Source organism: Ruegeria sp. AL2 (assembly GCF_056540845.1).
Map to the genome: position 1 here is coordinate 65,774 of NZ_JBQFXM010000005.1, position 26,445 is coordinate 92,218.

The window sequence follows — 26,445 nt, forward strand, 5'->3', positions numbered from 1 at the left end:
ATTAAACTCCGAAAATGCTGGCACCGGTGTCAGCCGAGCCGACATTCTGGCGGAACGTACCAAAAAGATCGCGCCCCGCACCGTGTTGATTGGCGGACAGGTCGGCGGTGACGGGCGCGCGGTCCAGAACACCAGCGGTGAGGATTTCCAGATCACCCCTGACCGCATCGACGCGCAGGATGTCACCATCCTGAAGGTATGCAATGGGGCCACGGTCGAGCGCTTCGGGGACGACATGGATGGCGGCGGGTACTTTGCCGGATGCGCCAGACATGCGGCCATCGGTGACCAGCGCCACTTTCTGGCCCCGGCCCTGCAGGATCGACAGCATGGGCGTCAGCGAGTGCAGTTCCGGCATCCCGTTGGCCTTGGGGCCCTGGAAGCGCACGACGACGATGACGTCACCGGTGAACTCGCCCGCCTTGAAGGCTGCCTTGACCGCGTCCTGGTCGTGGAAAACGCGGACCGGAGCCTCGACCACCTGATGTTCGGGGGCGACGGCCGAGACCTTCATGACCCCGGTGCCCAGATTGCCGGTCAGGCGCGACAAGCCGCCGGTGGGCTGGAACGGGTCGCGGGCGGGGCGGACGATCTTGTCATTCAGGCTGTGGCCAGCGCCGTCCTGCCAGGTCAGCTCACCATCGATTAGCTTGGGCTCGCGCGTGTAATTGTGCAGGCCCTGCCCGGCGACGGTCAGCGTATCGGGGTGCAGCAAGCCTTCTTCGAGCAACGTGCCGATCGTGAACCCAAGCCCGCCTGCGGCGTGGAAGTGGTTCACGTCGGCCAGACCGTTGGGATAGACCCGTGCGACCAGCGGGACCACGGCGGAGATATCCGAGAAATCCTGCCAATCCAGCACGATGCCCCCGGCACGCGCCATGGCGATCAGGTGGATCAGCAGATTGGTCGAGCCTCCGGTCGCCATCAGGCCGACGATACCGTTCACAAAGGCCCGTTCGTCGAGCACCTGATAAACCGGGGTATAGCTGTTTCCCAGCGCGCTGAGCGACAGGGCGCGGCGCGCGCCCTCTTGTGTCAGCGCGTCGCGCAAGGGCGTGTTGGGATTGACGAAGCTGGAGCCCGGAAGGTGCAGGCCCATGAACTCCATCAGCATCTGGTTGGTATTTGCGGTGCCGTAGAAAGTGCAGGTGCCAGGGCCGTGATAGGCGGCCATTTCGGCGGCCATCAGTTCGTCGCGCCCGACCTCTCCGGCAGCGAATTTCTGGCGAACCTTGGCCTTTTCGTCATTGGGCAGACCGCTGGTCATTGGCCCTGCGGGCAGGAACACGGCAGGCAGATGCCCGAACGCCTGCGCGCCGATGATCAGACCGGGGACAATCTTGTCGCAGACGCCGAGGAAGACTGCCGCGTCATAGGTGTTGTGGCTGAGCGCAATGCCAGTTGCCAGAGCAATCACGTCGCGTGAAAACAGCGACAATTCCATCCCTGCTTCACCTTGGGTGACACCGTCGCACATGGCTGGCACGCCACCTGCGACCTGAGCAGTACCTCCGGCGGCGCGGATCGCATCGCGGATCAGGGCGGGGTACCTTTCAAAGGGCTGATGGGCGGACAGCATGTCGTTATAGGCGGTGACGATGCCCAGATTGCCCGCCGTGCCGGTGGCCATGGATTGCTGGTCTTCACCCGCACCCGCATAGGCATGGGCCTGACCACTACAGGACAGGTGCGCACGGGCGGGACCTTTGGATCTGGCCTGTTCCATCCGGTCGATATGGGGGCCGCGCAGATCGGCGCTGCGGTCGATGATCCGTTTGGTGACGTCGGAAATGACAGAGTGAACCATGATTACCCTCCGATCTGACGCCAGCGACGCCCATCGCGATGCATCAGCATCAGTGCTTCTTCGGGGCCTGAACTGCCCTGATCGTACTTGGCGGGTTTGTCCCCGCGCTGTTCCCAGCCGTGAATGATGGGATCGACCCAGGCCCAGGCGGCCTCGGCCTCGTCCCCGCGCATGAAAAGGGTCTGATCGCCCCGGATGACATCCATGATCAGGCGTTCATATGCGTCCGGGGATTGCGAGTCATCACCCAGCGCGTCGGCAAAGCTCATGTCCAGAGCAACATCGGACAGGCGGAACCCGCCCTGCCCCGGTTCCTTTATCGTCGTGCGCAGGGTGATGCCTTCGTCTGGTTGCAGGCGGATCACCAGCACGTTGCCGTGCAACGGGCCGACATTGGGAAAGATCGTGTGTGGCGGGTCGCGGAAGAACACCGCGATTTCAGAGGCACGTGCGCGCAGGCGTTTGCCTGTGCGCAGGTAGAACGGCACCCCGGCCCACCGCCAGTTGCCGATATGGACCTTGAGCGCAATGAAGCTTTCGGTGCGGCTGGCGGGGTTGCCAACGTGATCAAGGTATCCGTCACCGCCCTTGCCCGTGCGATATTGACCACGGGCGATATCCCTGGGTTCGACCGGTTCCAGCGCCTCGATCACCTTGACCTTCTCGTCACGCACCGCGTTGGGAGAGAACTTTGACGGAGGTTCCATCGCGGTTAGGCACAGCAACTGCACCAGATGGTTCTGGATCATGTCCCGCATCGCGCCGGATTGATCGTAATAGGCCCCGCGCCCTTCGACCCCGACGGTTTCCGCCACGGTGATCTGCACATGGTCGACATGGGTCGAATTCCAAAGCGGCTCGAACAGGGAATTCGCAAAGCGCAGCGCCATCAGGTTCTGCACGGTTTCCTTGCCCAAATAATGGTCGATCCGATAAATCTGGTGTTCCTTGAAACACGCCCGCAAGCCTTCGTTTAGCGCCCTGGCCGAGGCAAGGTCATGACCGAAAGGCTTTTCAACAACGATGCGACTGTCCGGCGTGGCCAGACCGGCGTCATGCAGGCGCTGCGCAATGCCCGAAAACAGGCTGGGACCCACCGACAGGTAAAAGGCCCGCACCACGTCGGGGCGCAGCAGCTTGGACAGATCGGACCATCCGGCATCGCCCAGTGCATCCACCGGCACGTATTCAACATGAGACAGGAACCGGTCCAGCGTGTCCTTTTTGAACTTTGGTGCGAATTCCTGCATCGATGCGCGGACCTGATCGCGAAATTCGTCGCTGTCGATATCCGAGCGCGCCGTGCCGATGATCCGCGCCCCATCGGGCATCTGGCCGACCTCGAACCGATGGTACAAGCCCGGCAAGATCTTACGTTGCGCCAGATCCCCGGTCGCGCCGAACAACACAAGATCGAACGGCTCTACCGGAATTACGCGTGAAACCATCACAGGCTCCTTCTCGAGTTTGCCGATATCAGTTCAGCACGGCATGAAACGGCTCTGCGGCACACTGTTACCGCTAACATTGCCTGCGTGATAGAAAGCCTGCGCGAAAAAATCAAGCATAGTTTCCCCAAAAAGCGAGGTTTTGAGGGCTATACCTGACTGCGCAGCCATTCCATCACGGCCGGACGTACGGATTGTTCGCCGCGATGGCGCGCGTCGGCGATGATTTTTCGCACCTCCATCAGGTCGCACCGCAGCAACAGGCTTTTGACCGGACCAATCGACGCCGGGCGCATAGACAGGGTGCGAATACCCATGGCCGCAAGGCACAGCGCCTCGACCGGACGGCCCGCATCCTCGCCACAGAAACTGAGCGGAGTGTCCGAAAGCCCGCAGCGTTCGACAATGCGTTCCATCAGGCTCAGGAAACTGACATTCAACGTGTCATAGCGGCGGCGGACCAGTTCATTTTCGCGGTCAGCGGCAAAAAAGAACTGCTTGAGGTCATTCCCACCGATCGAGATGAAATCGACCTCGTCAAAGAACTTTTGCGGCGCAAAGGCCAGTGAAGGGGTTTCCAGCATCGCGCCGACTTCAAGCGTTTCGGGCAGAACGTGGCCCAGTCGCTTTTCGCGTTCGATGGTTTTGTTCACTTCCCAGCGGGCTTCGCGATATTCCTCGGCCTGCGCGACAAAGGGGAACATGACGGTCAGCGGGCGACCATTGGCGGCGCGCAGAAGGGCCTGCAACTGCATCCGCATCACGCCGCGTTTGTCCAGACCGACACGAATGGCGCGCCAACCCAGGGCCGGGTTGGGTTCGGCCACGTGTTTCATATAGGGCAGTACCTTGTCCGACCCGATATCGAGCGTGCGGAACACCACCCTTTTGTCGCCCGCGGCATCCAGAACCCGCTGGTACTGAGTGACCAGCTCGGACCGTTTGGGCATCTTATTGCGGATCAGGAATTGCAGCTCGGTTCGGAACAGGCCAACACCCTCGGCACCTGACGTTCCCAGCGATGGCAGGTCGGCCATCAGACCCGCGTTCATCACCAGATTGATGCGCGTTCCGTCGCGAGTGACACAGGGGGTTTCGCGGATCGAGGCATAGCGTTCCTGTGCCTTGGCCTGCATCGCGATTTTGTCGCGGAAGGCGCTGACCACGCTGTCTTCCGGACGCAGGTGAACAACGCCCTGATCGCCATCCACCAGCACGTGGTCGCCGTTCAGCGCTTCGGTCGTGATCCGGCCCACATGGACCACCAGAGGGATCGCCAGCGCACGGGCCACAATGGTAGCGTGACTGCCGACTGAACCTTCTTCGAGGATGATCCCCTTCAGCGCCCGACCGTATTCCAACAGGTCGCCGGGGCCGATATTGCGCGCGACCAGAATCGGATCGGGTGGCAGATCGGCGCTGTCGGTTTTTCCCTGCCCGGTCAGAATGCGCAACAAACGGTTGCTGAGATCGTCAAGATCCGCCAGCCGTTCGCGCAGATAGGGATCAGACACCTGCCCCATCCGGGCGCGCGCCTGGGATTGTTCTTTCTCGACCGCGGCTTCGGCGCTGAGCCCCAGGGCAATGTCCTCTTCCATCCGGCGCATCCAGCCTTTGGAATTGGCAAACATCCGGTAGGCTTCCAGCACCTTGAGCTGTTCGGTATCACCATCCCGGGAAATTTCGAGCATCTTGTCGACACCGACGCGCAGCTCTTCTACTGCCTCATTCAGACGTTCGCGTTCCCGGTGCGGGTCTTCGGCGATCGGATTGGTGACAACCACGCGGGGTTCATGCAGCCAGACATGGCCTTCGGCGGAACCTTCCTGCGCCGGGCCGCCGCGCAGCAGAACCGATTGCTGGTGCCGTGGCGACAAGGCCGCGCCTTCGCCGACAAAGGCGCCCAGTTCGGCCATTTCGGCCAGCACCATGGCCACCACTTCCAGCGCATAGATCTCGTCGGCGGAAAATTCACGCGCTTTGCGGGACTGGACAACCAGAACACCCAGCTTTTCCCCAAGGCGCTGCACCGGCACGCCGAGAAAGGACGAAAACCGCTCTTCCCCGGTTTCCGGCATATACCGGAACCCTTTTTCAGACGGCGCGTCCGGGGTGTTGACCACCTTGCCGGTCTTGGCGACCCGGCCCACCAGCCCCTCGCCCATGCGCATCCGGGTCTGGTGTACCGATTCCGGCGCAAGCCCTTGGGTCGCACAGAGTTCCAGGGTCTCTTCATCGCGGAACAGATATATCGAGCACACTTCGCTGCGCATGCTGTCGGCGATCAGATGAGTGATCTGATCAAGACGCTCCTGCCCAGCGGCTTCGCTGGCCATCGCCTCGCGCAACCGCCCCAGCAGCTTGCGGGATTCTGTTTCCGTGCCGTCTGCCATGGCCCAACCAATTCAGTGTGTCAGGCGAAACCCTTGGCCGATCAGCTCAGGCCGCCTTGTCCAGTTCAAAGGCATCATGCAGTGCCTGAACGGCAAGTTCCATGTATTTCCTGTCGATAAGAACGGAAATTTTGATCTCGGAGGTTGTGATGACCTTGATGTTGATCCCCTCATCCGAGAGTACCTTGAACATTTTGGCCGCAACACCCGATTGCGAGCGCATACCGATTCCCACCACCGAAACCTTGCAGACACCGGTATCGGCGACCAGTTCGGCATAGTTGAGCTCGCCCTTGTCCTTGATCGCCAGCAGCGCTTTTTCGGCACGGACCACCTGATCGGTGGGGCACGAGAAGGTCATGTCCGTGCGTCCCTCGTCCGAGATGTTCTGCACGATCATGTCGACATTGACGCCCTCATCGCTGAGCGCGGTGAAGATGGTCGAGGCGATACCGGGACGGTCCGCCACCGAAACGACGGTCATCTTGGCCTCGTCACGGGAATAGGCCACACCGGCCACAACATTGGATTCCATGATATCCTCCTCGTCAACGACCAGCGTACCGGCCTCGTCGGATTGTTCTTCGAAACTTGAAAGAACGCGCAGTTTCACCTTGTAGCGCATTGCCAACTCGACCGAGCGGGTCTGCAGCACCTTGGCGCCCAGCGACGCCAGTTCGAGCATTTCCTCGAACGAGATCCTGTGCAGCTTGCGGGCCTTTTCGCAGATGCGCGGATCGGTGGTATAGACACCATCCACGTCGGTATAGATGTCGCAGCGTTCCGCACCAAACGCCGCGGCAAAAGCCACAGCAGTGGTGTCCGAGCCACCCCGGCCCAGCGTTGTGATGCGGCCTTCGGGACTGAGCCCCTGAAACCCGGCCACAACGGCCACTTTCATGCCTTCGCCGAATTTCTGGTTGATGTTCGTGGTCGGGATGTCTTCGATCCGCGCCTGGCTATGCGCACTGGTTGTCAGCAGCGGCACTTGCCAGCCCTGCCAGCTGCGCGCCGGAACATCCATTTCCTGCAATGTCAGAGCCATCAGGCCAGCGGTGACATTTTCGCCCGAAGATACAACAGCATCGTATTCGCGTGCATCAAACAGCGGCGACGTCTCGTTCACCCAGCCCACCAGCTCGTTGGTCTTGCCCGACATGGCCGAGACGATGACGATCACGTCATAGCCCTTGGCAACTTCGACACCAACACGCTTGGCAGCGCGGCGGATGCGGTCCAGGTTGGCGACCGAAGTGCCGCCGAATTTCATAACGAGTACGGGCATGGGGGCAAATGTCTCCGCGCCTTGGATTAGAGGTCCCGAGCCTCATAAGCGAGGGGCACCCCAAGAGCAAGAGCGCAAACAGGACCCGCCTGTGGCACAGGGCCGCTTTACATTGCGCAGGTGCGGTGTCAGCCTGCGAGTAACAACCAAATCAAGAGGTTCCCCATGTTTCGCCTAGCCCTTGCCGTTACTTTGTTGTCGTCGCCTGTACTGGCCCAGGTTGCCAGTGTGGCCGGAACGGACGGAAAGAATGCACTGGGCAAAGTGCCCTGCGCCGCAAATGCCGGTGACCCGATGCAAAGCTGCAATGCGGAACTGCGCCGCCATGACGACGGCACGATAACGCTTGCGGTTGCTCTTGGTGGAGGAGAGGTGCGCCGCATCTATTTCAAGGAAGGCGTGCCGGACTCCAGCAGTTCCACCTCGAAGATGTCGTATGAAACGCGCGGTGATTTGATGGTTATCTATATTGAACCCGGTGAAGTCTATGAAATTCCCAAAGCTGCGCTGACCCGTCAGTAAGCGTGTGCCTGCCCGTCATAGGTCTCGAAACAGCCGGTTGAACTGATCGACAGGGCCTCAAAGCGTTCCATCAGGCCCGAGACGGCCTGATCGACATCAATATCGGCGGCCGCGCCGCCCATGTCGGTTTGTACCCAGCCCGGATGATAGATGCCCACGGCGATCCCGTCGGCTTTCAGATCCGTCGCCAGGTTCCGCCCCAGATTCAACGCCGCCGCCTTGGAGGCACGGTAGATATAGCTGCCCCCCGGTGCCCGCGTATGAGACGCCATCTGCGACGAGATGATCGCGACTTTGCCGCCTGCGGCACGCAGATTGGGCAACAAGGCCTGAACGGTCAGGAAAACGCCGGTCACGTTGGTGGCAAAGCTTTGCGCCCACATTTCGGCGGGGTAGCCGTCGATCGTGTGCCCCTTGTCCAGATAGACCCCGGCATTGCAGACCAGCAGATCAACGGGCTGGCCTTTCAGCTGTTCGGCCATTGCCGCCTGTTGGGCAGGGGCCGCCACGTCCAGACGCACCTGCGCGCTGCCATCGCGCGCGGTTCCGGTGACCGCGTCACCGCGGGTGTCGTAGCGCGTGGCAAGGGCGCGGCCGATACCGCGATTGGCACCGGTGATCACAACATGCATGGATCAGTTGGTCTTTCTGCTGGGCAAAAACGGCAGCGGTGCCACCGGCACGCCATCTTCGATCAGCGATTTCGCTTCATCCGGTCTGGCTTCACCATAGATCGAACGCTCTGGCGCCTCTCCCAGATGCATCTTGCGCGCCTCGCTTGCAAAATCCTTGCCAACGTAGTCCGAGTTCTTTTCCACATGGCGGCGCAACTCGGCCAGAACCTTCGCGATCTCAGGCGAGGGGGTGGCGACGTTGATCTGTTCATTGGATGCAGGCGCGTTTTCAGGTTTTCCCTGCGCACTCCGGGCCGGACGGACACGCGGTGTCATGATCGCCTTCGCAACCTGCGTACATCCGCAGATCGCGCAGGTCACCATCCTGGCAGAGGCCAGCTTGTCAAAGGCTTCTGCGGATTGAAACCAGCTGTCGAATGTGTGGCCTTCACTGCATTTCAACGCGTATTGAATCATGTTCAGTCCAAAATTGCGATTGGCGAATAGATACCGACCAGACTGACAATATCAAGCCTCTCTGGAACTATCTTAATGTGTATATGTCTTAAAGTCGCGTAACAAATCGGCTAGCTCGGGTGATCCGACCTTTTGAGCTGCCTTTTTAGGCGCAAACCACTTGCGCCTGCGCTCGTGCTGTTCAGGGAAATCCTGCGACATAACCTGTACATGCAGCGCAAAAACATCAACCAGTATCAAGGTCGGGGGCTGATTTGGGCTATGCTTGAGGTGCAGAAACTGCCCCAGCCCCGCTGTGCTGCATCGCCCCGTCACGCCCGCTTCTTCCCAAGCTTCCTGCACTGCGGTTTCTGATGGGGTCAGCCCGGGGATGAGCCACCCCTTGGGGATAATCCAGCGCTGGGCCCGGCGCGTCGTGATCAGCAAAACCTCTGGCTGACCATGCCGGATCCGATAACACAGGGCAGAAGATTGCCGCAAAACAGGGTGTTCCGCAGTCTCAGTCAATACACGCGGCACCGGTCTTGCATTCATTGCGCGACGCACCTTTTGTTCGGGCAACGGACCCGTTGGCTTTATAGGCGCGCATGACACGCCTATTTAGCGCCATTTTCTTGAAAAACTACCATATGAAGTGGTGTCCGCCAAGTCTGGCGTGACGGCGCATTTGTTGATCACATGCGGGCTGACAGCTGCTTCACCAGCTCGTCATGCGGGATATCGGCGTCAACCGCCAGTCTTCGCAGGCCGAAATGCACACGCGCGATCTGCTGGTAATAGCGCGAATAGACATAGTTCGTTCCACCACCAGCCAATGCGCCGAGCACCGGGACGGACTGTGCCGCCAGTTTTTGCCCCAGCACGATCGAAAAGCGTGGTGCCACGGCAGCAATCAGACGCTGCATGGCCGGACCGGTCAGTGTCAGGCGCACCGAGAAAAAGCCGAAATCCGCTCCGTCATCATGCGACAGCGGGCCCGATGCGGACAAAACCCGCACACAATCGAACTTTACGTTCTCGGCGGACGGGTCGAAACCTTCACGCGCGGCGGCCCCCTGAATGGCACGCAGCAGCATGGCGGTTGTTGCAGGCAGCTCCATCAGGGCTGTTGATACACCGCCCAGCCCACCGGCCGCACCCATGGCCGTGGTAAGCGCGGTATTGACCCAGGGCTGCTGATCAGGGATCGCACGCCGGGACCCCTGAGCCGCGTGCATCGCAAACCACAACGCCTGCTCGGTAGCCCCTGTCAGGCCGTTCCGAACCGGTTCGGGCAATTGCTCGAGCAGTGACTCGGCTGATCCGCCCAGCTTGTTCAGCAGTTTGACACCGGCCCCTCCGGCAGATCGGTAATAACCCGCCAAACGATCCAGTTCAGCCTCGGCATCCACGTTTTCGACAAGAACCACGTTCTGCATGTGCGTCCTCCTGCCTATCAACATCGGCGTTGAGCCGTGTCGATTCAATAGGTCAGCGGGTCCAGCGGGTGACGGCCCCATGAACTCCGGACCAGACCCCGGGCGCCAGTTCCAGCCCCAGCACCCGGTCCGGGTTGGTGGGCGGCGGCATCTCGACACCTTGCAGCCGCGCAAAACCAAATCGCCTGTAATAGGGTTCGTCACCGACCAGCATGACCCGCTGCCACCCGCGTTTTCGCCCGGCTTCAACACCGGCATGGATCAGATATCCGCCCAGACCCTCGCCCTGATGGGTAGGGTGCACGGCAACGGGCCCCAGCAACAATGCATCGTGTTCGCCTACATGGACAGGCCAGAAGCGGATCGCCCCGGCCAGAATGCCCTGACCGTCGCGCGCGACCAGAGACAGACCAGCAACCGGCGGCACATCATCGCGCAACCGGTAGGACGACAACGCCTCACGGCCCGGCGCAAAGCACAGATCGTATAGGGCCTCGACTTCCCACCAATCGTCCGGCTCTTCCGGCCTGATCCCGAATTGCTGCACGTTTGCCCTCTTTTCCTTGCTGGAAATCGCCCTAGCACTTCGTTACGCCTTGGGCAAACGCTTGGAGATATGATGTTCTACCGCCCCGAAGACGGCCACGGCCTGCCGCACAACCCGTTCAACGCCATTATCACGCCACGCCCGATCGGCTGGATCTCGACCCGTGATGCGGATGGGATCAACAATCTGGCACCCTATTCCTTTTTCAACGGGGTTGCTTACACACCGCCGCAGGTGATGTTTGCCACAACCGGCACGAAACACGATCAGATCGGCGGCAAGGACAGTATCGCCAATATCGAGGCGACAGGTATATTCTGCGTGAATGTTGTAGCGCTTGCGCATCAGGATGCGATGAACGCCAGCTCGGCCAGCCTTCCCAAGGAGGTGGACGAATTTGCCCATGCCGGATTAACCCCGGTCGAATGTGAAACCATCCCCTGTGCCCGCGTACAAGGTGCCCCGGCGGCGTTGGAATGCAAGCTCACCCAGATCGTGACCCTGCCCGGCACGGCCAACCGCGTCGTGTTTGGCGAAGTGACAGGCGTTCATCTGCTCGACGACCACATCCGGGAGGGCAAGTTCGACGTAACCTCGTTCAAACCTCTGGCGCGGCTTGGATACCGGGACTATTCGGTCGTGTCCGAGCTGTTCTCGCTCAATCGCCCGGATGATTGAGGTTGTCGGGGGCTCTGCCCCCACCGCCCGTTCCGGGCGGCTCCCCCGGGATATTTTTTGGCCAGATGAAGCAGGGATCCTTCATTCATCTGGCTTCAAATATCCCGGAGCGCGAGGCAGAGCCTCGCAAAAGGATCAGTGGCCGCCCAGAATGCCGGTACGGACCGAATAATCGACGGCAAGTTCATAATCCGGGTCATCATCACTGTCGACCATCAGGTGGCCTGCCTTGTTCAACAGCTTGTGGCAATCCCGGCTCAGGTGGCGCAGCATGACGCGTTTACCCGCGGCCTCGTATTTGGCCGCGATGTTTTCGATGGCTTGCAATGCCGACTGGTCCACCACACGGCTTTCAGCGAAATCGACGATGACGGTTTCCGGGTCATTCGGCACATCGAAAAGTTCGATAAAGCCATCCGATGACCCAAAGAACAGCGGTCCCTGGATTTCATAGACCTTCGCCCCTTTTTCGGTCGCCGAGTCGCGGGTGACCGCGTGGATGCGCTTGGCGTTGTTCCACGCATAGGCCAGAGCCGAGACAATGACGCCGACAACAACGGCGACCGCGAGGTCTTCCATCACTGTCACGACAGTGACCAGTACGATGACAAAGGCGTCGGTCAGTGGAACCTTGCGCAGGATCTTGAACGAGTTCCACGCAAAGGTGCCGATCACCACCATGAACATCACCCCAACCAGCGCGGCCAGCGGGATCTGTTCGATCAGCGGTGAGGCAAACAAGATGAAGGTCAGCAGAAACAGCGCCGCAGCGATCCCCGCGATGCGGGTCCGGCCACCGGATTTCACGTTGATCATCGACTGACCGATCATCGCGCAGCCACCCATGCCACCGAAAAAGCCGGTCACGATATTCGACGCACCTTGCGCGATACATTCCTGAGAAGCCCCGCCGCGCTTGCCGGTGATCTCGCCCACAAGGTTCAGGGTCAGCAGGGATTCGATCAGGCCAATCGCAGCCAGAATGACGGCGTAGGGCAGGATGATCTCAAGCGTGCCCCAGTTCAGCGGAACCATCGGGATGTGGAAGGCAGGCAGGCCACCTTCGATCGAGGCCAGATCACCGACGCGCGGGACATCCAGCCCCAGACCGATCACCAGCGCAGCGACAACCAGAATACCGGCCAAAGGTGCTGGAATGAGACGCGTGATGCGCGGCACCACCCAGATCACCGCCATTGTCAGTGCCACAAGGCCTAGCATGGTGTATAGCTGCGCACCCGAGAGCCATTCTCCACCACCCATGCCGTGACCGGTGTTTTCCATGGTACCCGGCACCTTGAACTGGCCCATCTGGGCCAGAAAGATCACGATGGCCAAGCCATTCACAAAGCCCAGCATCACCGGGTGCGGCACCAGTCGGATGAAGCGGCCCCAGTGCATCGCCCCGGCTATAACCTGGAGGATCCCCATCAGAACCACCGTCGCGAACAGGTATTCGACCCCATGTTCGGCCACCAAAGCCACCATGACGACCGCCAGCGCGCCCGTCGCTCCCGAGATCATGCCGGGTCGCCCGCCGATCAACGCGGTGATGAGCCCCACAAGGAACGCGGCATAGAGGCCCACCAGCGGATGCACGCCTGCCACAAAAGCAAAGGCCACGGCCTCGGGCACCAGCGCGAGGGCCACGGTCAAGCCGGACAGCAGCTCGATCCGCAGGCGAGAGAAGGTCAGCCCCTCATCCGGCACCCAGCGCAGATCGGGTATGGCGATACGGTTGGCAAAACTTGCCAGCAAGGCTCGGGGCATTGGACAGTCCTATAGGATATTATGTTCGCGCGAAGGGGTCGTTGTAGCGGGCGCGCCGCTGTTAAGCCACCGCAGGAGGTGGGATGCAGCCATGCGCACAGCGCATAACTTGCCTCTCGGCAACGTGATTTGCGGCACCCGGATCAAGCACCCAAATGTGAGTTCATGCGTTGGATTGCCCTCATATTTCTATCGGCCCTGCCCGCCTTTGCACAGGACTTGCAAGGGAATGACACGGCTGGAAACTGGCGTGTCACGCACCATGAAATTTTCGGCATCTGGAATTCGATTTGTGACGAGCGTGAGGAAGCCGGTGCTTTGGTGCAGCGCTGTTACATAAGGCGCGCTGAGGTGTTTTCCTTGCGTCCGAAATTTGCGGCGCAGTTCATGTTCATCACACCTGAGCCAGATGGATTCAAAATCGAGTTTGGAATTGAGCCGGGTACATTCTTCAACCCTTCTGGATTCCGCATAGAGAAAGATCAGGATGTGATCTGGCGCACGCGGCGTCCCGGTTGCCTGACAGGGTTAAGCTGTACGTTCGAGGATCATCGCGCCGACGGCCTGCTGGATGCCATGCTGAACGGGGATGCGTATCGTTTTGAGTTTCGTGACAGGCATGGTCAATCGCAAGACCTGACGTGGCCTCTGGATGAGTTTGGAGCCGCCTGGACGGATTTCAACACGCAATCTCAACAGCGTAACCTGCTGGCAAAACAGGAATAGACCTCTTGTCAATTTCGGGTCGAACCCGCACAAACTCAATATCAGTATCTCAGGCGGAGCAGGACAGTGACCCAAACCAGGATTGCCGTTATCGGCGGATCAGGCATCTATGACATCGATGGGCTGGAAAATGCGGACTGGGTCAGTGTCGATACCCCTTGGGGGGCACCTTCGGATCAGATCCTGACCGGGTCGCTGGACGGTGTCGCGATGGCCTTTCTGCCGCGCCATGGGCGCGGGCATGTGCATTCGCCCACCGATGTGCCCTATCGCGCCAATATCGACGCACTGAAACGGCTTGGTGTGACGGATGTGATATCGGTCTCGGCCTGCGGGTCGTTTCGCGAACACATGGCACCGGGCGATTTTGTCATCGTCGATCAGTTCATCGACCGGACATTTGCGCGCGACAAGAGCTTTTTCGGAACAGGCTGCGTCGCCCATGTCAGTGTTGCGCATCCGACCTGCCCGCGCCTGTCGGACGCCTGTGAGACCGCGGGCAAGGCTGCCGGTATCACGATCCATCGCGGCGGCACCTATCTGGCGATGGAAGGGCCGCAGTTTTCTTCTCTTGCTGAATCGAAGATGTATCGCGAGCAATGGGGATGTGACGTGATCGGCATGACCAACATGCCCGAAGCCAAGCTCGCCCGCGAAGCCGAGCTTTGTTATGCCTCGATAGCGATGGTCACCGATTTTGACAGCTGGCACCCGGATCATGGTGAAGTGGATGTGACCACCATCATTGCGACCCTGACCGGCAATGCCGACAAGGGCCGTGCACTGGTCATGGGCCTTCCCGCCCTGTTGGGGGCTGACCGCGCGCCCTGCCCGCATGGCTGTGACCGGGCGCTGGAATATGCCATCCTCACCGCGCCCGAAAAGCGCGATCCGGCGCTGCTGGCCAAACTGGACGCGGTGGCCGGGCGAATTCTCTGAAATCAGTTCTGTGGCAGGCGGTCTTGAACGGTCTGCCACAGGCCGTATGACCACAAGTCGTTGTGGGTTCCGCCGGGAATCGAGAAAAACTCGACCCTCTCACCGCCCATCTCGGCAAGGCGCGCGCCGTGATGCGCTGGAACGGTTTGATCATCTGTGCCGTGGAAGATCAACGTCGGCATCTCGATTGTCCCGATGATGTCGCGGGTGGCAAACTGGTCGCGCATCAGTGACGCTACGGGCAACCAAGGATAGCGTTCAGCCGCCACATCCACAGTCGCAGTAAATGGCGCTTCCAGCACCAGCATCTCGGCCTCGGGCCGTTGCGCCGCAACCGCCGCAGCCACTCCTGTACCAAGGCTTTGGCCGTGTAGAACAACTGGCTCTCCGGCCCTACGCAAATGGTCAAACAACTCTAATCCGTCCGAGATCAAACCTGCTTGGGACGGCGCGCCTGTACTTCCCGGAATCCCGCGAAAGCTGGGCGCCAGAAGCCCGTAGCCGCTGTTCAGTATCTCTTGAAATCGGGCCGCGCGGTCGCTCAGATTGCCGCTCTGGCCGTGAAAGAACAATACGGTCGGGGCACCTTCGACGGCTGCCGGCGCGGCCCAAACCGTCAGAACCGTACCATCGGACATAGGCAGTGAAAGCACATCGATATCCGCCAAAGAAACCGAGGCTGGATCAGGCAATTCACCATCTGGCTTGTAAAGCAGCGATTGCTGGTTGAAGTACATGTATCCAACGATGATCCCATACACGACGCCCCCGGCCAGCATGAGGCCAAGCAGCAACCGTTTGATGCGATTGATCCGCTTCAACGAATTGACATCTGTACTTTGGATCTGCACCTTTGCCTCCTGCAATGTTGTGCCTTTTAGTCTGGGCAGGTTCAGGACCGTTTCAAGATGAATGAGCAAAGCTTCATCCAAACTTCAAGTCCTTGTCACACTGCCTAAATCTATGAGCTTTGCGATTCAGATGCGAGAAACGCACAGGTGCTCGATCTTGTCGCCACAAAAACAGCCAAACGATCAAGGCAGATGCTTGACGTTGGCATCATACAAGGGCTTGGTGTGACGACACCTTTACAGGAGACACCATGTCGCTTGAACTCTGGCTGGCCTTTGTCGCCGCCTCCACTGCTTTGCTTCTGATCCCCGGCCCGACCGTATTGCTGGTGCTGAGCTATGCGCTGTCAAAGGGGCGCAGCGTTGCCGTGGCCTCGGCCACAGGGGTCGCAGTGGGGGATCTTGTGGCGATGACGGCGTCTTTGCTGGGTTTGGGGGCGCTTGTTCTGGCCTCGGCCACCTTGTTTTCCGTCCTCAAATGGGTCGGTGCGGCCTATCTGGTCTGGCTTGGGATTAAACTGCTGCGCAGCGCACCGGCAAGTAGTCTGGGAACGGTCGCGACCGGGCGGGATATCACCCCCCGCAGCGTGTTTGGACATGCGGCCGCTGTCACGGCACTGAACCCGAAATCCATCGCCTTTTTCATCGCCTTTGTGCCGCAGTTCCTGCGCCCGGCTGAACCACTGGGGCCGCAATTTGCCATCCTGATCGCCACTTTCGTCGGACTGGCCTGGCTGAATGCCCTGGCTTATGCGTTGCTGGCCGACCGGTTGCGGCGGCTGATTGGCCGCGCCAGCGTGATCACGGGGATGACGCGGTTTGGCGGGCTGACCCTGATCGGGATGGGTGTCGTTACGGCAGTTCTACGCCGTCCGGCCTGATCCCTTTTCAGTTTTCGGCGTTTTCCTTCATGAACCCGCGGATAAACCGGCGGATTTCGCGGGCCGCAGACGTATCCAGCTCCCTGCACAACTCGACAAACGCGTCGCGTTCATCCTTGTCCAGGCGCAGAACCAGCTGGCTGTTTTTCTTTGTCGATCCCTTGCCGTCTTTCTTTGGCACGCGCGTTGCTCCTAGCAAATGCTTGTTACTTTAGGCGATGCATTGTGTATACATAGCATAGTGATTGTCGTTATCTGGCACTTAACAGCACCGGAACGGAAATGGCAATGAACCTTCGAACCACACGAGCCTTTCTTTTGCGAAATCAACGCAATTGGCGTAAACCGCACTTGTCTTTGCCACCTGTCACACTTCACCAGTATTACGGGCTGCCCAAGGCTGTGGTTTAGCGCCGCTGGTGATCGCGCGAATGAATTGTTCCTTGCATGGCTAACCCTCTTGGGCCAAACACGTTTTGGTATTTGAAGCGGAAAAAGGTTGGTTCATGTCAAGGAACAAGACTGTCAAAGACTACATCCGGACGATTGTCGACTTCCCGCATGAAGGAATCCTGTTTCGCGATGTGACGACGCTGTTTGCCGACCCGCGCGGATTTCGGATGGCCATTGACCAGATGCTGCACCCCTATGCCGGGGAACGCATCGACAAGGTTGTCGGCCTCGAGGCGCGGGGCTTTATCCTTGGGGGTGCGATTGCGCATCAACTGAGCCTAGGTTTCGTGCCGATCCGCAAGAAAGGCAAGCTGCCCGGCACAACGATCAGCCAGGATTACAAGCTGGAATATGGTGAAGCGATTGTCGAGATCCACGACGACGCTATCCAACCGGGGGAAAAGATCCTTGTCGTTGACGACCTGCTGGCCACAGGCGGCACTGCGGCGGCGGGCATCAAACTGATCGAGCGTTTGGGCGGTGAGATCGTCTCATGCGCGTTCATTATCGACCTGCCTGACCTCGGTGGTCGCAAGCTACTGGAAGATATGGGCATGGACGTGCATGTCCTGTGCGAATTCGAAGGGCTTTAACGCGGCAAGCTTCGGATAGCGAAACAAGGGTCGGGGTCAGGTTCACGCCTTCAGCACCGCGCCGGGGTTCATGATGCCATGGGGGTCCAGCGCCGCCTTGATGGCCCGCATCGCATCTAGCTTTACCGGATCGCCATAGCGTTCCAGATCGCTCGTTTTCGTGCGGCCCACGCCATGTTCCGCGCTGACCGAACCGTCAAAAGCGTGGACCAGATCATGCACGGCCCGCTTGACCACGGCGCTCTGACCTTCAAATTCCGCGCGGCGCTGCCCCTCCGGGGGAAAGACATTGTAATGCAGATTGCCATCCCCCAGATGGCCAAAGCAATTGATCCGGAACGGCCCGAGACTGGAAATCACCTTTTCCCCTTGGCGCACAAAATCCGGAATTCCTGAGATCGGGATCGAGATATCATGGCTCGACACCGAGCCGATCAGGCGGTTGGCCTCGGGGATACGCTCGCGCACGGCCCACAACTCACCGCGCTGCGCCTCGCTTTGTGCAATCACGCCATCCTGAACCAGCCCAAGTGCTTGCGCCCGGACAAAGATATCCTCCAGCGCGTCGGACGGAGACTGCCCCGGAGCCAGCCCCAACTCGATCAGAACGCTCCACTCTGGCGGTGTCTTAAACGGTTGCCGGACGTCCGGCAGAACCTCGGACAAGAACTCTAACCCTTGCTGGTGGATCAGTTCGAAAGTGCTGACAGCCTCGCCCACGCGATCACGCGCCAGGGCCAGCAGGGAAATGGCGGCTTCGGGTGACGCCACCTGAAACATCGCCGTCCCGATCCCGGCAGGCCGGGGAAACAGCTTGAGTGCGGCTGCAGTGATGATCCCAAGCGTGCCCTCGGCCCCGATCAGCAGGTTGCGCAGGTCATAGCCTGTGTTGTCCTTTCGCAACCGGCTGAGACCATGCCAGATTTGACCGTTGGGCAGAATGGCCTCGAGCCCAAGGCACAGGTCGCGCGCATTGCCATATCGCAAGACGTTGACGCCTCCCGCATTGGTGGACAGGTTGCCCCCGATCCGACAGGATCCCTGCGCCGCCAGCGTCAAGGGAAACAGGCGGTCTTGCGCTTCGGCCGCGGCTTGGACGTCCTGCAAAATGGCACCGGCCTCGGCAATCAGCACGTTTTCGGTGGGATAGACGGACCGGATGGCCGTCATCCGCTCCAGCGAAATCACAAGGGGCGCTGGCCCATGCGGCATCACCTGCCCCCCGACCAGACCGGTTCCGCCGCCATAGGGCACCACGGGAACACGCATTTCGGACGCCAACTGCACCAGTACCGAGACCTCCTCGGTTGTGCGGGGCAAGGCCAGCAGGCCAGCCTGTCCGGCATATCGCCCGCGCGGCTCTTCGAGATACCGGTCAGTCACCGGGCGCAGCACCTGATCGCCCAGTTTCGAGCAGATCAGCGTGGCAATGCAGTCATCAGCGGGGTTCAAACTCATACGCTTTCAATGCCCAACCGATTCCTCCACGGCAAGCCTTATTCCAGATCAATCAGATAGCGCGGCTCCAGCACGACAACCGTTGGCCGGTCCGGCAAGTCACGCAGTGAGACGGTGATCTCGGACACGCCGTCACGTTCAACCGGGAACTCATCCCGGATATCCACGAGGAAGCGATCCAGCGAAAACTCCGAGAACCAGTGCATCGGAATGACCACCGAGCTTTTCAGCCGCTTCAGAACCGAGATCATGTCAGGCAAGGGCATGGTTGTTCCGCCATCGACGGCGGCCATGACCACATCCAACCGACCCAGCGCAGCAAACTGTTCGTCTGAAGGTACATGATGCAAATGTCCCAGATGACCGATGCACAGACCTTCGACCTCGAACACGAAGATCGAGTTGCCGCGTTCCTCTACCCCGCCATAGGCCGAGCGGATATCGGTCGGGACATTGCGTATCAGCATCTCGCCCAGATCCAGGTAATGTTCGATCCCCTGCCCGAACTCTCCCCATCCTGGCAGGACATGCGGGATCGCCGGGTCGGGATGCGCCGTCCAATGGGTGTCGTGAGCATGGTTCATTGTCACCACATCGGGAATCAGATCGGCACCCCCGATGAACCCGGTAAAATCGGTCACCACATTCAACCCGCCACGGGTCTGGATCATAAAGGCGGCATGCGCAACATAGCTGATGCGCACCGAAAACTCCGGTACCGGGTCCTGCCACGCAGCTTTGTGCAGATATTCGATCCCCGGCGCAGCATCGGCGATAGCGATACAATGGCTCGGCCGCCGCTCCTGCGCCACGGCCCCGCCCGAAATCACCATCAATGCCGCAACCAACCAGCGCATACCCGAAGTGTAGCGCAGTTCGCCACCAAGTCATGCCCCTTGTTCATCTGGCCAAAAATATCCCGGGGGAGGTGCGGCTTGCCGCGACGGGGGCAGAGCCCCCTAGCCCGCGTCTGTCTTGCCGCGCCGGTCGGACCGCAGGCTGGCATAGAGAACATGCGTCCGCCATCGCCCGTTGATCTGCAGATATGACTGCGCCACGCCTTCATATTTGAAGCCTGAGCTTTCCAGCAAACCGCGCGACGCGCGGTTTTCCGGCAGGCACGCGGCTTCGATCCGGCTCAGATCCAGACGGGTAAAGGCGTGATGCACCATCGCGCCGATCGCTTCGCGCATGTATCCCTGACGGGCAAAGGATTCACCGGTCCAGTAACCCAGGGTTCCGGCCTGCGCAGGGCCGCGCCGAATATTGTCCAGCGTGATCGCCCCGACCAACACATTGTCTTCACGGCGAAACAGGAAAAGCGGGATTGCTGTGCCACTCGCGACCGAGCGCTGAGCCCAGTAGACCCGATTGGTAAAGGATTTGCGGCTCAGGTGATCCTTGGCCCAGATCGGCTCCCACGGGGTCAGGTAACCTTTTGAGGCGCGCCGCAACGCTGCCCAATCATTGAAATCGGAATGTACAGGCGGGCGCAAGCTGAGCCGCGCGGTCTCGAGTTTCAGCTTGCGTCTGCCCAACAGCATCACGCTGCACGCCTCTCCTGCAAGTCCGCCAATGTCGGTGCGTCTGCGACCGGTCCGTAAAGCGCCAGCGCCGCCGGGGCCTGAACAGCCATGGTTTCGGCAAAGGCGCGCACGTCTTCGGTGCTGACCGCATCGATCTTGGCGACCGTGTCTTCCAGCGAAGGTACCCGTCCCCAGATCTGCACCAGCCGCGCCAGACGCTCAGCCCGATTCGACGGGCTTTCCAGCCCCATCAGCATCCCGGCCTTCATCTGGGCGCGGGCACGGGCGACCTCTTCGGGGCTCATGTCCTCGGCGGCGCGCTTCATCTCATCGATCGTGATCGTCGCCAGCTCGGCCACCTGATTGGCCGAAGTTCCGGAATAGATCGTGGTTGTTCCGGTATCGGCATAGGCACCGGTCTGCGCAAAGATCGTGTAGCACAGCCCACGTGTTTCACGCACTTCCTGAAACAGGCGCGAAGACATGCCACCGCCCAATGCGGTCGAATAGATCTGCGCCGTATAGATCGCATCGTCGCGATAGCCGGGGCTTTCCAGCGCCAGAGCGAAATGCGCCTGTTCCAGCTCTTTTACCTGCCGGGCTTCGCCACCGGTAAAGCGTGCAACCTCGGGGATCAGACCCTTACGGGATTGCAGATGGCCAAACATCTCTTCGGCCAGTTTCATCAGCATATCGTGATCCACAGCACCTGCTGCAGACAGGATCATCTGTTCGGGGCCATAATGTTCCGTCACAAAGCCCGACAGATCCTCACGCGAGAAGGCACTCACCCGCTCCGTTGGGCCCAGGATCGTCCGGCCCAGGGGCTGGTCGTGATAGCTCTGCTCCTGCAGCCAGTCAAAGATCACATCGTCGGGCGTGTCATGGGCCTGACCGATTTCCTGAAGGATCACGCCCCGCTCGACCTCGATCTCGCGCGGATCGAAAACCGGGTTCAGAACGATGTCGCCGATGACATCCATCGCCAGCGCTACGTCGTCCTTCAGAACGCGTGCATAATACGCCGTCACCTCGCGCGAGGTATAGGCGTTGATATAGCCGCCCACATCCTCGATCGCCTCGGCAATCTGCAAGGCCGAACGGCGCTCGGTTCCCTTGAACGCCATATGCTCAAGGAAATGCGCGATGCCGTTCTGCTCGATCCGCTCATGCCGCCCACCGGCGGTTACCCAGATGCCGATGGCCGCTGATTGCAGCCCCGGCATGTGCTCACTGACGATACGAAACCCGTTCTTCAGTTGGTCTTGTCTGACAGTCACTCAGCGATGTGCCTTTTTATATGATCCTCAAGGGCAACCAGATCATTGGCGATGCGGGTCACCCGTTCCGGACGTTCATACAGATCAGACATGCGGGAGGGAAGAGGCGGATGTTCGCCACTCGCCTTCTCGACCGCGGCCGGGAATTTCGCCGGGTGCGCGGTGGCCAGCGTGATCATCGGAACGTCTGCCGCGCGGTGCTCTTCGGCAACCTTGATGCCCACGGCGGTGTGCGGGCAGACCAGTTCGGCACTGTGCGCCAGCGTGGATTTGATCGTGGCCAACGTTTCCTCTTCGGACACACGGCCCGAATCGAAATACTCACGCAGCGCTTCCATCGCACCCTGGCTGATATTGAAACCACCCTTTTTCAGCTCATCCATCAATTGTGCGACGGCCCCGCCATCTTCACCATAGGCATAATAGAGCGCGCGTTCGAAATTCGAGCTGACCTGAATATCCATCGACGGGCTGATCGAAGGGATGGTTTCACCCTTGAAATACCCCTCGCCTGTCAGGCAGCGATGCAGAATGTCGTTCTGGTTGGTCGCCACCACAAGGCGGTCAATCGGCAGCCCCATACGCTTGGCCAGATAGCCTGCGAAGATGTCGCCAAAGTTGCCGGTTGGCACCGTGAAGCTGACCTTGCGATGCGGCGCGCCGAGACTGACGGCGGCCGAGAAGTAATAAACGATCTGCGCCAAGACGCGGGCAAAGTTGATCGAGTTCACACCCGCCAGTTTCACGCCATCGCGGAAGTCGAAATCGTTGAACATGTCTTTCAGCGCAGCCTGACAATCGTCGAAATCGCCATCCACGGCCAGAGCATGTACATTGCTGTCCGCAGGCGTCGTCATCTGTCGACGCTGCACCTCGGACACGCGGCCATGCGGGAACAGGATGAACACATCCACCGCGTCCAGCCCGCGGAACGCCTCGATCGCTGCTGAACCGGTATCCCCACTGGTCGCGCCGACGATGGTCACACGGTCACCACGGCGTTTCAGCGCCACCTGGAACAACTGGCCGATCAGCTGCATGGCAAAGTCCTTGAAGGCCAGTGTGGGGCCGTGGAACAGTTCCAGCAGGAAGTGGTTCTCGTTCAGCTGCTTCAATGGCGCGCGGGCATCGTGGCCGAAACCTTCATAAGCGCGGGCGATGATCGCCTTGAACTCAGCCTCGGCGAATGAGCCGCTGACATAGGGCCACATCACGCGGAATGCGATTTCTTCATAGGGTAATCCGGCCAGCGCCGCGATCTCGTCCTGCGACATCACCGGGATTTCGGCGGGCAGATACAGGCCACCGTCGCGGGCAAGCCCGGTCAACATTGCCTCTTCAAACGTCAGTTCGGGCGCCTGCCCGCGGGTCGAGATATATTTCATGTCGCGTCACTTTCAGAATTGGCACGGCTGCGCCACAGGAAGTACCCGGTCATCGCTGCCCAGACCAGAGCCAGACCAAACCAGGTGATTGCATATTGCAGGTGATCGTTTGGTATGCCCGCCGTGTCCACCGGCAGCGGTGTCACATTCGGATCGGTTTGCGAACGGGCGATCAGCAGAACAGGCTCCGCGCCCAGTGCAGCCGCAAGCGCGGGCACATCGCGGGCGAACCAGATGTTGGCATCAAGATCAGGTGCGGGCGTGTAACTGTCGATTTCATCTGGCCAATGCAGATTGCCGGTAATCTCCATTTGGCCGTTGCGCCGCCCGGCCTGTTTGGCCGTGGTCGGGATGAACCCCCGGTCAATCAGAATGGTCCGGCCCTCGGTATTGAACGGCTGAATGATACGATACCCCGCACCGACCTGTTTGAGCGACACAAGAACATGGATCTCCGCAGGCTCCATCTCGCCCGACGCAGTTACCGGCAGGTATTTGTCTTGATCCACCGAAACCTGCGGCGGCAGGGAAACCGGCGTGGCCGAGATCCGATCTTCGATCTCGGCCAGAACGTCCTGCTTCCATGCCAGGCGCTGCACCTGCCAGAAGCCCAGCGACAGCAGCACGCCCAAACCGGCGAGGCCGAAGATCAGCAGGAACAGGATACGGCGCATGTCAGGACCAAACTTCTTTGCAGGAACCGGCGTCTTGTTAAGGGGCGTGCGGGCTGAATTGCAACCACGCAATTGTATGGAGCGCAATCTTGCGCCCCGCATAGAGAAAAAGCCGCCCCTTGGGGCGGCTTTTGCAACTGATCGGTCTGATCGGCGTTACATCAGCGGAGCCTGACCCCAGATGTAGACGGCAAAGAACAGGAACAGCCAGACTACATCAACGAAGTGCCAGTACCAAGCCGCAGCTTCGAACCCGACGTGTTTTTCCGGGGTGAAGTCACCCTTCAGCGCGCGGATCAGGCAGACGGTCAGGAAGATCGTCCCGATGATCACATGTGCGCCGTGGAAACCCGTTGCCATGAAGAAGTTGGAATAGAACTGGTCACCGCCGAATTCCCAGCCTTCATGCATGAGCAGTTCGGCGTATTCATAGCCCTGCAAGAAGGTAAAGGCGATGCCCAGCACGATGCCAATGGCCAGACCATTGATCAGCGCCTTGCGGTCATTGTCATGCACCAGTGCATGGTGCGCCCAGGTGATCGCACAGCCTGACAGCAACAGGACCAGAGTGTTGATCAGCGGCAAGTGGAACGGGTCAACGGCATGAATATCCGGCTGGATGTATTCGGTGCCTGCATAGTCGTACATCGGATACATGCGATGTTTGAAGAACGACCAGAACCAGGCGAAAAAGAACATCACCTCGGACATGACGAACAGGATGAAGCCGTAACGCAGACCGATGCGGACAACAGGCGTGTGATCGCCCTGACGGCTTTCTGCGACCACATCCGACCACCAGGCGAACATCGTATAAAGCACCGCTGCCAGACCGGCCCAGAACATGAAGGGCGTGATGCCTTGCATCCAGAGAACGGCTCCGAACAGCATGACAAAGCCGCCGACGGCGCCGATCAGAGGCCAGATCGACGGGGCCAGAATGTGATAATCGTGGTTTTTAGCATGTGCCATCAGCGTCCCTCACCTACAGGCGTTAGTTCGTGTTTGTATCTGCCTGCGCATCGAGGGCGGCATAGCCCTCGGGCAGGTCAATTTCGTAGAATGTATACGACAGCGTGATCGTATGAACATACTTGGCTTCAAGATCCTCGACCATTTCCGGGTCGACGAAGAACGTCACTGGCATCTCAACGCGTTCGCCAGGTTGCAGCACCTGCTCTTCAAAGCAGAAACAGGCAATCTTCTGGAAATACCCACCCGCAGAATAGGGGGCCACGTTGTAAGACGCCTGCCCGGCAATGGGGCGGTCTGTCGGGTTATAGGCCTCGTAAAAGGCGAGGCCGGTTTCGCCGATGCGCACATCCATCTCGCGCACGACCGGCTTGAACTCCCATTCCATATCCTTGGCCTTGGACGCGTCAAAGCGGATGGTAACGGTGCGATCCAGAATAGTATCGGGGGCAGTTTCGGCAACACCAGTGGTGCCGCCAAATCCGGTCACCCGGCAGAACCAGTTGTAAAACGGCACCGACGCCCAGGCGAGACTGCCCATCAGAACAACCACGCCGACGGTCTGGACAACCGTTTTCTGAGGACCGGACAACGCCATCAGTTCTGAACCTCTTGCGTCGCCCTGTTGAAATCAGTGCCCGAGACCTTGACGATGGTCAGGCCAAAGATAATCACGATAAAGGCAGCCAGCGTCAGGCCCACACCCAGATTGCGGCTGAACCGGCGCTGATGCAGCTCGTGGTCTTTGCGAAGGCTCATGACCATCCCCCCAGACCATAGGGTTTTAGCAAGGCTTCGGCCAGAACGGCACCGAAATGCAGGAACAGATACAGCAGCGACAGCTTGAAGAAACCGCGTTCAACCTTGAAGTTATCGGCCTCGGAATCGTCCTCGGTCCGGCGCGAGATTTTCCACGCGCCCCGCAGGAACAGGATGTTCAGAACCAGTGCAACGGTCAGATAGATCGGGCCGCCAATGCCCGAAAATGCAGTTCCGACGGCCAGCAGGGCCAGCAGTGCTGTATAGACTAGGATATGGACACGTGTCGCCCGGCGACCGTGGGTGACGGTCAGCATCGGCACGCCCGCGTCGTCATAGTCCGAGCGCATGAACAGGGCCAGCGCCCAGAAATGCGGCGGCGTCCACATGAAGGTCAGGGCAAACATCAGCCAAGGCTCGACCGACATCGATCCCGTGGCGGCCACCCAGCCAATCACCGGAGGGAACGCGCCAGCTGCGCCACCGATCACGATGTTCTGCGGCGTCGAACGCTTCAGCCACATCGTGTAGACGACAACATAGAAGAAGATGGTGAAGGCCAGAAACGCGCCTGCGAACCAGTTGGTCGCAAGGCCCAGCATGATCACCGACAGACCCGACAGAGCCAGACCAACGGCCAGCGCCTCGCCTTCCTCGACCTTGCCAGAAGGGATCGGGCGGGATTTGGTACGCTTCATGACACGGTCGATATCCGCGTCCCACCACATGTTCAACGCGCCTGATGCTCCGCCGCCGATAGCGATGAACAGGATGGCGCAAAAACCGACGAAGGGATGGACAGGAACAGGGGCCGCCAACAAACCGACCAATGCCGTGAACACGACCAGCGACATCACGCGCGGCTTCAGCAGGGCGAAGTAATCGCCAAAGCCGGCCTCGTCCGCCCGGGCGGTCACTGTGCTGGCATTGATGCTTGCGTCGGTCATTTCCGGTCCTTTTGGGGCGAAAACTGCGCGGATCGCCCGCGC

General features: G+C 59.9%; 28 protein-coding genes. 6 read left to right on the top strand and 22 right to left on the bottom strand.

Annotated features, from left to right (window positions below):
- Nucleotide 1: 1 nt before the first annotated feature.
- The 4 genes from edd to ACR0ID_RS09085 all read right to left on the bottom strand — a co-directional run bounded on the left by edd (nucleotide 2) and on the right by ACR0ID_RS09085 (nucleotide 6,933).
- On the bottom strand, nucleotides 2-1,807 hold the full coding sequence (gene edd / locus ACR0ID_RS09070; protein WP_480604962.1) for a phosphogluconate dehydratase: 1,806 nt from the start codon (nucleotides 1,805-1,807) through the stop codon (nucleotides 2-4).
- Between the two features lie 2 nt (nucleotides 1,808-1,809).
- Nucleotides 1,810-3,255, bottom strand: a complete 1,446-nt coding sequence (gene zwf / locus ACR0ID_RS09075; RefSeq protein ID WP_480473668.1) for a glucose-6-phosphate dehydrogenase — start codon at nucleotides 3,253-3,255, stop codon at nucleotides 1,810-1,812.
- Nucleotides 3,256-3,404: 149 nt separating this feature from the next.
- Nucleotides 3,405-5,648, bottom strand: coding sequence for a phosphoenolpyruvate--protein phosphotransferase (ptsP, locus tag ACR0ID_RS09080; RefSeq protein ID WP_480473669.1), 2,244 nt, complete (start codon nucleotides 5,646-5,648; stop codon nucleotides 3,405-3,407).
- Nucleotides 5,649-5,694: 46 nt separating this feature from the next.
- Nucleotides 5,695-6,933 (bottom strand): aspartate kinase, encoded by a 1,239-nt coding sequence (locus ACR0ID_RS09085; protein WP_480473670.1) that lies wholly within the window; start codon nucleotides 6,931-6,933, stop codon nucleotides 5,695-5,697.
- Between the two features lie 165 nt (nucleotides 6,934-7,098).
- Here ACR0ID_RS09085 and ACR0ID_RS09090 point away from each other — a divergent pair, with 165 nt between their 5' ends.
- Entirely contained in the window at nucleotides 7,099-7,455 is a 357-nt protein-coding gene (locus ACR0ID_RS09090) for a hypothetical protein (RefSeq protein WP_480604964.1), read from the top strand.
- On the opposite strand, the gene ACR0ID_RS09095 is transcribed toward ACR0ID_RS09090, so the two are convergent.
- From ACR0ID_RS09095 to ACR0ID_RS09115, 5 genes are all read right to left on the bottom strand, one after another.
- Nucleotides 7,449-8,087 carry an SDR family NAD(P)-dependent oxidoreductase gene (locus ACR0ID_RS09095; RefSeq protein WP_480604966.1) on the bottom strand — a complete coding sequence of 213 codons (639 nt, stop codon included), beginning with the start codon at nucleotides 8,085-8,087 and terminating at the stop codon, nucleotides 7,449-7,451. The two genes, ACR0ID_RS09090 and ACR0ID_RS09095, sit on opposite strands and share 7 nt — an antisense overlap.
- Nucleotides 8,088-8,090: 3 nt before the next feature.
- Nucleotides 8,091-8,546 carry a DUF1178 family protein gene (locus ACR0ID_RS09100; RefSeq protein WP_480554453.1) on the bottom strand — a complete coding sequence of 152 codons (456 nt, stop codon included), beginning with the start codon at nucleotides 8,544-8,546 and terminating at the stop codon, nucleotides 8,091-8,093.
- A 72-nt stretch (nucleotides 8,547-8,618) separates the two neighbouring features.
- The gene (locus ACR0ID_RS09105) at nucleotides 8,619-9,080 is read right to left on the bottom strand and encodes an NUDIX hydrolase (RefSeq protein WP_480554454.1); all 462 of its coding nucleotides are present in this window, start codon (nucleotides 9,078-9,080) and stop codon (nucleotides 8,619-8,621) included.
- Between the two features lie 140 nt (nucleotides 9,081-9,220).
- The gene (locus ACR0ID_RS09110; protein WP_480554455.1) at nucleotides 9,221-9,964 is read right to left on the bottom strand and encodes an EcsC family protein; all 744 of its coding nucleotides are present in this window, start codon (nucleotides 9,962-9,964) and stop codon (nucleotides 9,221-9,223) included.
- A gap of 52 nt (nucleotides 9,965-10,016) precedes the next feature.
- Nucleotides 10,017-10,511, bottom strand: coding sequence for a GNAT family N-acetyltransferase (locus tag ACR0ID_RS09115; protein WP_480554457.1), 495 nt, complete (start codon nucleotides 10,509-10,511; stop codon nucleotides 10,017-10,019).
- 72 nt (nucleotides 10,512-10,583) lie between these two features.
- Between ACR0ID_RS09115 and ACR0ID_RS09120 the strand changes: the two genes are divergently transcribed.
- Complete coding sequence (locus ACR0ID_RS09120) at nucleotides 10,584-11,189, top strand: flavin reductase family protein (RefSeq protein ID WP_480604968.1); 606 nt, start codon at nucleotides 10,584-10,586, stop codon at nucleotides 11,187-11,189.
- Between the two features lie 135 nt (nucleotides 11,190-11,324).
- Here the strand turns inward: ACR0ID_RS09120 and ACR0ID_RS09125 are convergent, their stop codons facing one another.
- A complete protein-coding gene (locus ACR0ID_RS09125) occupies nucleotides 11,325-12,959 on the bottom strand; it encodes a SulP family inorganic anion transporter (RefSeq protein WP_480518881.1) in 1,635 nt (544 codons plus the stop codon).
- A 165-nt stretch (nucleotides 12,960-13,124) separates the two neighbouring features.
- On the opposite strand from ACR0ID_RS09125, the gene ACR0ID_RS09130 reads away from it, so the two are divergent.
- Together ACR0ID_RS09130 and ACR0ID_RS09135 are read left to right on the top strand one after the other, a co-directional pair.
- Nucleotides 13,125-13,685, top strand: a complete 561-nt coding sequence (locus tag ACR0ID_RS09130) for an invasion associated locus B family protein (RefSeq protein ID WP_480473682.1) — start codon at nucleotides 13,125-13,127, stop codon at nucleotides 13,683-13,685.
- Between the two features lie 66 nt (nucleotides 13,686-13,751).
- Nucleotides 13,752-14,624: an S-methyl-5'-thioadenosine phosphorylase gene (locus ACR0ID_RS09135; protein ID WP_480604970.1), complete on the top strand. Its 873-nt coding sequence runs from the start codon at nucleotides 13,752-13,754 to the stop codon at nucleotides 14,622-14,624.
- Between the two features lie 2 nt (nucleotides 14,625-14,626).
- Here the strand turns inward: ACR0ID_RS09135 and ACR0ID_RS09140 are convergent, their stop codons facing one another.
- On the bottom strand, nucleotides 14,627-15,475 hold the full coding sequence (locus ACR0ID_RS09140) for an alpha/beta hydrolase (RefSeq protein ID WP_480604972.1): 849 nt from the start codon (nucleotides 15,473-15,475) through the stop codon (nucleotides 14,627-14,629).
- 251 nt (nucleotides 15,476-15,726) lie between these two features.
- Here ACR0ID_RS09140 and ACR0ID_RS09145 point away from each other — a divergent pair, with 251 nt between their 5' ends.
- Nucleotides 15,727-16,356, top strand: coding sequence for a LysE family translocator (locus tag ACR0ID_RS09145; protein WP_480604974.1), 630 nt, complete (start codon nucleotides 15,727-15,729; stop codon nucleotides 16,354-16,356).
- 7 nt (nucleotides 16,357-16,363) lie between these two features.
- Here the strand turns inward: ACR0ID_RS09145 and ACR0ID_RS09150 are convergent, their stop codons facing one another.
- The gene (locus tag ACR0ID_RS09150; protein ID WP_209505622.1) at nucleotides 16,364-16,537 is read right to left on the bottom strand and encodes a hypothetical protein; all 174 of its coding nucleotides are present in this window, start codon (nucleotides 16,535-16,537) and stop codon (nucleotides 16,364-16,366) included.
- 325 nt (nucleotides 16,538-16,862) lie between these two features.
- On the opposite strand from ACR0ID_RS09150, the gene ACR0ID_RS09155 reads away from it, so the two are divergent.
- Entirely contained in the window at nucleotides 16,863-17,402 is a 540-nt protein-coding gene (locus tag ACR0ID_RS09155; RefSeq protein ID WP_480473688.1) for an adenine phosphoribosyltransferase, read from the top strand.
- 42 nt (nucleotides 17,403-17,444) lie between these two features.
- Here the strand turns inward: ACR0ID_RS09155 and ACR0ID_RS09160 are convergent, their stop codons facing one another.
- From ACR0ID_RS09160 to cyoE, 10 genes are all read right to left on the bottom strand, one after another.
- On the bottom strand, nucleotides 17,445-18,860 hold the full coding sequence (locus tag ACR0ID_RS09160) for an FAD-binding oxidoreductase (RefSeq protein ID WP_480604976.1): 1,416 nt from the start codon (nucleotides 18,858-18,860) through the stop codon (nucleotides 17,445-17,447).
- Between the two features lie 38 nt (nucleotides 18,861-18,898).
- Nucleotides 18,899-19,717, bottom strand: a complete 819-nt coding sequence (locus ACR0ID_RS09165; protein ID WP_480604978.1) for an MBL fold metallo-hydrolase — start codon at nucleotides 19,715-19,717, stop codon at nucleotides 18,899-18,901.
- Between the two features lie 102 nt (nucleotides 19,718-19,819).
- A complete protein-coding gene (locus ACR0ID_RS09170) occupies nucleotides 19,820-20,404 on the bottom strand; it encodes a GNAT family N-acetyltransferase (RefSeq protein ID WP_209505614.1) in 585 nt (194 codons plus the stop codon).
- Nucleotides 20,404-21,666, bottom strand: coding sequence for a M16 family metallopeptidase (locus tag ACR0ID_RS09175; RefSeq protein ID WP_480604980.1), 1,263 nt, complete (start codon nucleotides 21,664-21,666; stop codon nucleotides 20,404-20,406). Before ACR0ID_RS09175 ends, ACR0ID_RS09170 begins: the two co-directional genes overlap by 1 nt.
- The gene (gene thrC, locus ACR0ID_RS09180; RefSeq protein WP_480604982.1) at nucleotides 21,663-23,051 is read right to left on the bottom strand and encodes a threonine synthase; all 1,389 of its coding nucleotides are present in this window, start codon (nucleotides 23,049-23,051) and stop codon (nucleotides 21,663-21,665) included. Before thrC ends, ACR0ID_RS09175 begins: the two co-directional genes overlap by 4 nt.
- Nucleotides 23,048-23,725: an SURF1 family protein gene (locus tag ACR0ID_RS09185; RefSeq protein ID WP_480473693.1), complete on the bottom strand. Its 678-nt coding sequence runs from the start codon at nucleotides 23,723-23,725 to the stop codon at nucleotides 23,048-23,050. Before ACR0ID_RS09185 ends, thrC begins: the two co-directional genes overlap by 4 nt.
- Nucleotides 23,726-23,881: 156 nt before the next feature.
- Complete coding sequence (locus ACR0ID_RS09190) at nucleotides 23,882-24,697, bottom strand: cytochrome c oxidase subunit 3 (protein ID WP_480495164.1); 816 nt, start codon at nucleotides 24,695-24,697, stop codon at nucleotides 23,882-23,884.
- A gap of 22 nt (nucleotides 24,698-24,719) precedes the next feature.
- Nucleotides 24,720-25,295: a cytochrome c oxidase assembly protein gene (locus ACR0ID_RS09195; RefSeq protein WP_480484379.1), complete on the bottom strand. Its 576-nt coding sequence runs from the start codon at nucleotides 25,293-25,295 to the stop codon at nucleotides 24,720-24,722.
- A complete protein-coding gene (locus ACR0ID_RS09200; protein ID WP_267363054.1) occupies nucleotides 25,295-25,456 on the bottom strand; it encodes a hypothetical protein in 162 nt (53 codons plus the stop codon). The genes ACR0ID_RS09195 and ACR0ID_RS09200 overlap by 1 nt, the downstream gene beginning before the upstream one ends.
- Entirely contained in the window at nucleotides 25,453-26,403 is a 951-nt protein-coding gene (gene cyoE / locus ACR0ID_RS09205; protein WP_480518862.1) for a heme o synthase, read from the bottom strand. The genes ACR0ID_RS09200 and cyoE overlap by 4 nt, the downstream gene beginning before the upstream one ends.
- Nucleotides 26,404-26,445: the final 42 nt, after the last annotated feature.